Origin of the sequence: Phenylobacterium sp. (genome assembly GCF_025934275.1) — a bacterium.
In the GTDB taxonomy this organism is placed as follows: domain Bacteria; phylum Pseudomonadota; class Alphaproteobacteria; order Caulobacterales; family Caulobacteraceae; genus Phenylobacterium.
In genome coordinates, this window is sequence record NZ_JAICYI010000101.1 from 1 (window position 1) to 4,908 (window position 4,908).

A 4,908-nucleotide genomic window follows, 5' to 3' on the forward strand; every position below is an offset into this window, starting at 1 on the left:
GCGATCTGCGAGTACCTCCGCAACGAGGTCGCGCTGCCCGCCCTGGGCGCATACACCGACCGCTTCATCAAGTTCGTCTGGACCGTCTTCTTCTTCGTGACGACGGTGAACCTGCTGGGTATCCTGCCGATCAACTGGATCAAGGTGCACGGCGCGCCCATCGGCGGATCGGCGACGGCGAACCCCTGGATCACCGGCACGATGGCCCTGATCACGCTGGGGATGGTGATCGTCAACGGCGTCCGGCTGGGCGGCAGGCAGTTCTTCGCCCACTTCAGCCCCGGCCCCCTGTGGCTGGCGCCGCTGCTGATCCCGATCGAGATCGTGGGCCTCGTCGCCCGTATCTTCGCGCTGATCGTCCGTCTCTGCGCCAACATGGTGGCCGGCCACGTGCTGCTGGCGGTGCTGCTGAGCTTCATCCTGTCGGCCGCGGAGAAGGGCATCGCGGGCGGGCTCCTCGTCGCCCTCCCGGTGGTGCCGGGCAGCATCGCGATCAATCTGTTGGAGATCTTCGTCGCTTTTCTACAGGCGTTCATTTTCACCTTCCTGACGACCCTGTTCATCGGCCAGTCGATCGTCTTCCATCACCACGACGACCACGGCCATACCACGGGGGCGCAGGCGCACTGATTGACACGTTTGATCCCGAAACACTCGCCCTGCCCGGAGGGAGCGGGGGCGTACCGACCCTAGGAAAGGATCTTTTTCGATGAGCAAGAGAACGGCCAAAATCGCGTTGATGATGATCGCCCTCGGCTTCGTGCTGATGTTCGCCTCGGTGGCCCCGGTCCACGCGCAGGCGGATGCCGCGGCCGGCCCGGCCACCAGCCATGACGGCGGCCTGATGACCACGGACGGCGCCCGCAAGCTGGGCGGCTCGCTCGGCGCCGGCCTCGCCCTGCTCGGCGGCGGCCTCGGCATCGGCCGCATCGGCGGCAGCGCGGTCGAGGCGATCGCCCGCCAGCCCGAGGCGGCCGGCCAGATCAGCACCGCCATGATCATCACCGCCGCGCTGATCGAGGGCGCCATGCTGTTCGCGGTCGTCGTCGGCCTGCTGGCCTCGCTCTAGAGGCGAGCCCGGCGCCACTTAGGATTCCGCCCCTTCCCGCTCGCGGGGAGGGGCATTGAATGCGAGCAAACGGCATGATCAAAAGAGCGTTGTTTCTACTGGCCGCGTTGGCCCTGACCGCCCTTCCCGCGCTGGCCGCGGAGGGCGCCGAGGCGCAGCCCAGCCTGCTGGCGGGCGACATCGGCAACGTCTTCTGGACGGTCCTCATCTTCGTCCTCGTGCTGGTCGTCCTCGGCAAGTTCGCCTGGGGCCCGATCCTCAGCACGCTGCAGACGCGCGAGAGCTTCATCCACGAGGCGCTCGCCAAGGCCAAGCACGACCGCGACGAGGCCGAGGCGCGGCTGAAGCAGTATGAAGAGCGGCTGGCCGGCGCGCGGGGCGAGGCCACCGCGATCGTCGAGGAAGGCCGGCGCGACGCCGAGGTGGTGAAGCGCAAGATCGAGGCCGCCGCCAAGGTGGAGGCCGACAAGATGATCGACCGCGCCCGCCGCGAGATCCAGATCGCCACCGTCACCGCCACCCGCGAGCTCTACGACCTCTCCGCCCGCCTCGCCACCGACATGGCGGCGCGCGTGATCGGCCGGGAGCTCTCGGCCAAGGATCACGAGCGCCTGATCGCCGAGGCGATCGACGGCATCAGCGGCTCGGGCCCGCAGGCGCACTAGCCATGGCGAACGTCGACGAACGCGGACGGGAGATCGGCCGGCTCTACGCCGAGGCGATCCTGCACGTCGCCGAGGAGCAGGGGCAGGCCGAGGCGCTGCAGGAGGAGCTCAACGAGCTGGTGACGTATCTCGACAGCAATCCGGCGATCGAGCAGTTCTTCGGCAGCCCGCTGGTCGAGGAGGGGCCGCACGCGGAGGCGATCGAGAGAGCCTTCCGTGGCAAGGCGAGCGACCTGCTGGTCGATTCGCTCCTGGTGATCAACCGCAAGGGGCGCCTCGGCTCCCTGCGCGCCATCGCCGAGGAGTACCGGGCGGCGCTGCGCGACCTGCGCGGCTGGATGGACGTCCACGTCCGCACCGCCGTGCCGCTCACCGACGCCCTGCGCGCCCGGCTGACGGAGGCCCTCGCCGCCACCACCAGCCGCAAGCCGTCGCTGATCGAGCACGTCGATCCGGCGGTGATCGGCGGCCTCATCATCCAGATCGAAGGGCGGAAGATCGACGCCAGCCTGGCGTCGCGGCTGCACCATTTGAGCGAGGCGCTGCACGCGCGCGCCTCGCGTGAGATCCATAGCGGCAGAGCCTACGTTGCCGAGTCGTAATCGGGGCAAGGAGCTTTCATGAGATTCAAAGTCGACGAGATCGCGTCGGTCATTGAAGAAGAGATCCGCAAGTACCGCACCGAGGTCGACCTCTCGGAGGTCGGCAAGGTGCTGGAGGTGGGCGACGGCATCGCCCGCATCTACGGCCTTACCGGCGCCATGGCCGGCGAGCGCCTGGAGTTCCAGAACGGCGCCCAGGGACAGGTGTTCAACCTGGAAGAGGGCTCGGTCGGCGCCGTCGTGCTCGGCGACTATCTGGGCATCAAGGAGGGGGACGAGGTGCGCCGCTCCGGCGAGCTGCTCTCGGTCCCGGTCGGCCCGGCGCTGGTCGGCCGCGTGGTCGATCCGCTCGGCCGCCCGCTCGACGGCAAGGGGGACATCAACACCCCGTACCGCCGGCCGCTGGAGTTCAAGGCCCCCGGCATCGCCGAGCGCCAGCCCGTCACCGAGCCGCTGCAGACCGGCATCAAGGCCATCGACGGCATGATCCCGATCGGCCGCGGCCAGCGCGAGCTGATCATCGGCGACCGCAAGACCGGCAAGACCGCGGTGGCGATCGACACCATCGTCAACCAGCGCGGCGGCGACGTGATCTGCGTCTACGTGGCCATCGGCCTCAAGGAGTCGACCGTGGTCGGCCTGGTCGACAAGCTGCGCGAGCTGGGCGCGATGGATTACACGATCGTGATCTCGGCCTCGGCGTCCGACCCGGCGCCGCTGCAGTACATCGCCCCCTACGCGGGCGCGGCGATGGCCGAGTACTTCATGTATCAGGAGGGGAAGGCCACCCTCTGCGTCTACGACGACCTGTCGAAGCAGGCGCAGGCCTACCGCCAGCTCTCGCTGCTGCTGCGCCGTCCGCCGGGCCGCGAGGCCTACCCGGGCGACGTCTTCTACCTCCACTCCCGCCTGCTGGAGCGGAGCGTGAAGCTGCGCGACGAGTACGCCGTGGTCCCCAAGGACACTCCGGCGGACAGCACCGACCGCTCGCGTGCCGTCAAGCACCCGCAGGGGCTCCAGGCGCCCGCCGAGGTCCGCCCGGACGGCGCCGACGGCACCTACCACCGGCCGCACGGCAAGCACAAGGCCGAGGCCTTCCTGGCCTCGCTGCCCGACAAGGACAAGTACAAGGTCCACCGCTTCCCGGACAGCGGCGGCTCGATGACGGCGCTGCCGATCATCGAGACGCTGGAGGGCGAGGTCTCGGCCTACATCCCGACCAACGTGATCTCGATCACCGACGGCCAGATCTACCTCGAGCCCGACCTCTTCTTCGCCGGCGTGCGCCCCGCGATCAACGTCGGCATCAGCGTCTCCCGGGTGGGCGGCAACGCCCAGCGGAAGGCGATGAAGAAGGTGGCCGGCTCGCTGCGGCTCGACCTCGCGGCGTTCCGCGAGCTGGAGGCGTTCGCCCAGCTCGGCACCGAGCTCGACACCGCCACCCAGCGCCAGCTCGACCGCGGCCAGAGGATGGTCGAGCTGCTCAAGCAGCCGCAGTACCAGCCCTACAACGTCAACGAGGAGGTGCTGTCGATCTTCGCCGGCACCCGCGGCTTCCTGGACGACGTGCCGGTGCGCGAGGTGGCCCGCTTCGAGGGCGCCATGCTGAAGTTCTTCCGCGACCAGCACCCGGAGATCGTCGACGAGCTCGACCGCACCAAGGACCTCGGCGGCGACCTGCCGGAGAAGATCGGCCAGGCCATCCGCGAATTCAAGTCGCAATACAAGGTCAACGCCCCGGCCCGCGAGGCGGCTCCGGCGGCGGCGTAGGAAAGGTCCGAGATGGCGAACCGGCGAGTCCTCGTCAAGCGCCGCAAGGCGGTGCGCAACATCCGCAAGATCACGCGCACCATGCAGCTCATCGCGACCGCCCGCTTCCAGGCGGCGTTCAACCGGGCCGTGGCGACCCGGCCGTACACCGAGAAGCTGGCCGAGTTGGTGGCCGACCTCTCGCGGGCGGCCGGCAACGTCGAGCATCCGCTGCTCAAGACCAACGAGGGGGTCGACCGCTCGGCCCTCGTCGTGCTGACCAGCGACCGGGGTCTCGCCGGCGGCTACAACGCCAACGTCCTGCGCACGGCCCTCGGCCATCTCGACCAGCAGCCGGCCGGGATGACCACCGACGTGCACATGGTCGGCAAGAAGGGGATCTCCTACTTCCGCTTCCTGCGCCGGCCGGTGGCCGAGCAGACCTCGGGGATCGGCGACCGCCCCCGCTTCGACCAGGTGGAGCCGATCGCCAACGACCTGATCGACCGCTTCACGCGGGGCGAGATCGCCTCGGCCCACGTGGCCTATATGAAGTTCCTCTCCGCCGGCCAGCAGCGCCCGGTGGTCGTGCAGCTCCTGCCCCTCCAGCCGGAGGTGAAGAAGGGGGAGGAGAAGGCGAAATCGGTGGAGTACGAGTTTTCGCCCGACCCCAAGCAGCTCCTCGACGAGCTGCTGCCGGCGACCGTGCGGATCCGGCTCTTCCAGGCCTTCAACGACGCCGCGGTCTCCGAGCAGGTCGCCCGCATGGTGGCCATGAAGGCGGCGACCGACGCCGCGCAGGACATGATCAAGGCGCTGACGC

5 protein-coding genes and 2 pseudogenes are annotated in these 4,908 nt (G+C 69.1%); all 7 read left to right on the top strand.

All coding sequences use genetic code 11. From position 1 onward, the window contains the following. On the top strand, window positions 1–630 hold a 630-nt coding region (atpB, locus tag Q0W60_RS17195; RefSeq protein ID WP_297697304.1), incomplete at its 5' end, for a F0F1 ATP synthase subunit A. A gap of 79 nt (window positions 631–709) precedes the next feature. Then, entirely contained in the window at window positions 710–1,069 is a 360-nt protein-coding gene (gene atpE, locus Q0W60_RS17200) for an ATP synthase F0 subunit C (protein WP_297697305.1), read from the top strand. 74 nt (window positions 1,070–1,143) lie between these two features. Beyond that, entirely contained in the window at window positions 1,144–1,734 is a 591-nt protein-coding gene (gene atpF / locus Q0W60_RS17205; RefSeq protein ID WP_297697306.1) for a F0F1 ATP synthase subunit B, read from the top strand. 2 nt (window positions 1,735–1,736) lie between these two features. Further along, entirely contained in the window at window positions 1,737–2,336 is a 600-nt protein-coding gene (gene atpH / locus Q0W60_RS17210) for an ATP synthase F1 subunit delta (RefSeq protein WP_297697307.1), read from the top strand. An 18-nt stretch (window positions 2,337–2,354) separates the two neighbouring features. Beyond that, a pseudogene (gene atpA / locus Q0W60_RS17215) lies at window positions 2,355–3,269 on the top strand (F0F1 ATP synthase subunit alpha); the annotation flags it as partial. 216 nt (window positions 3,270–3,485) lie between these two features. Then, a pseudogene (locus Q0W60_RS17220) lies at window positions 3,486–4,106 on the top strand (F0F1 ATP synthase subunit alpha); the annotation flags it as partial. A 12-nt stretch (window positions 4,107–4,118) separates the two neighbouring features. After that, a partial coding sequence (atpG, locus tag Q0W60_RS17225; RefSeq protein WP_297697308.1) for an ATP synthase F1 subunit gamma occupies window positions 4,119–4,908 on the top strand: 790 nt, incomplete at its 3' end.

Coding starts and splice junctions, on each gene's coding strand:
- atpE (WP_297697305.1), top strand. CDS start 710: ATGAGCAAGAGAACGGCCAAAATCGCGTTGATGATGATCGCCCTCGGC.
- atpF (WP_297697306.1), top strand. CDS start 1,144: ATGATCAAAAGAGCGTTGTTTCTACTGGCCGCGTTGGCCCTGACCGCC.
- atpH (WP_297697307.1), top strand. CDS start 1,737: ATGGCGAACGTCGACGAACGCGGACGGGAGATCGGCCGGCTCTACGCC.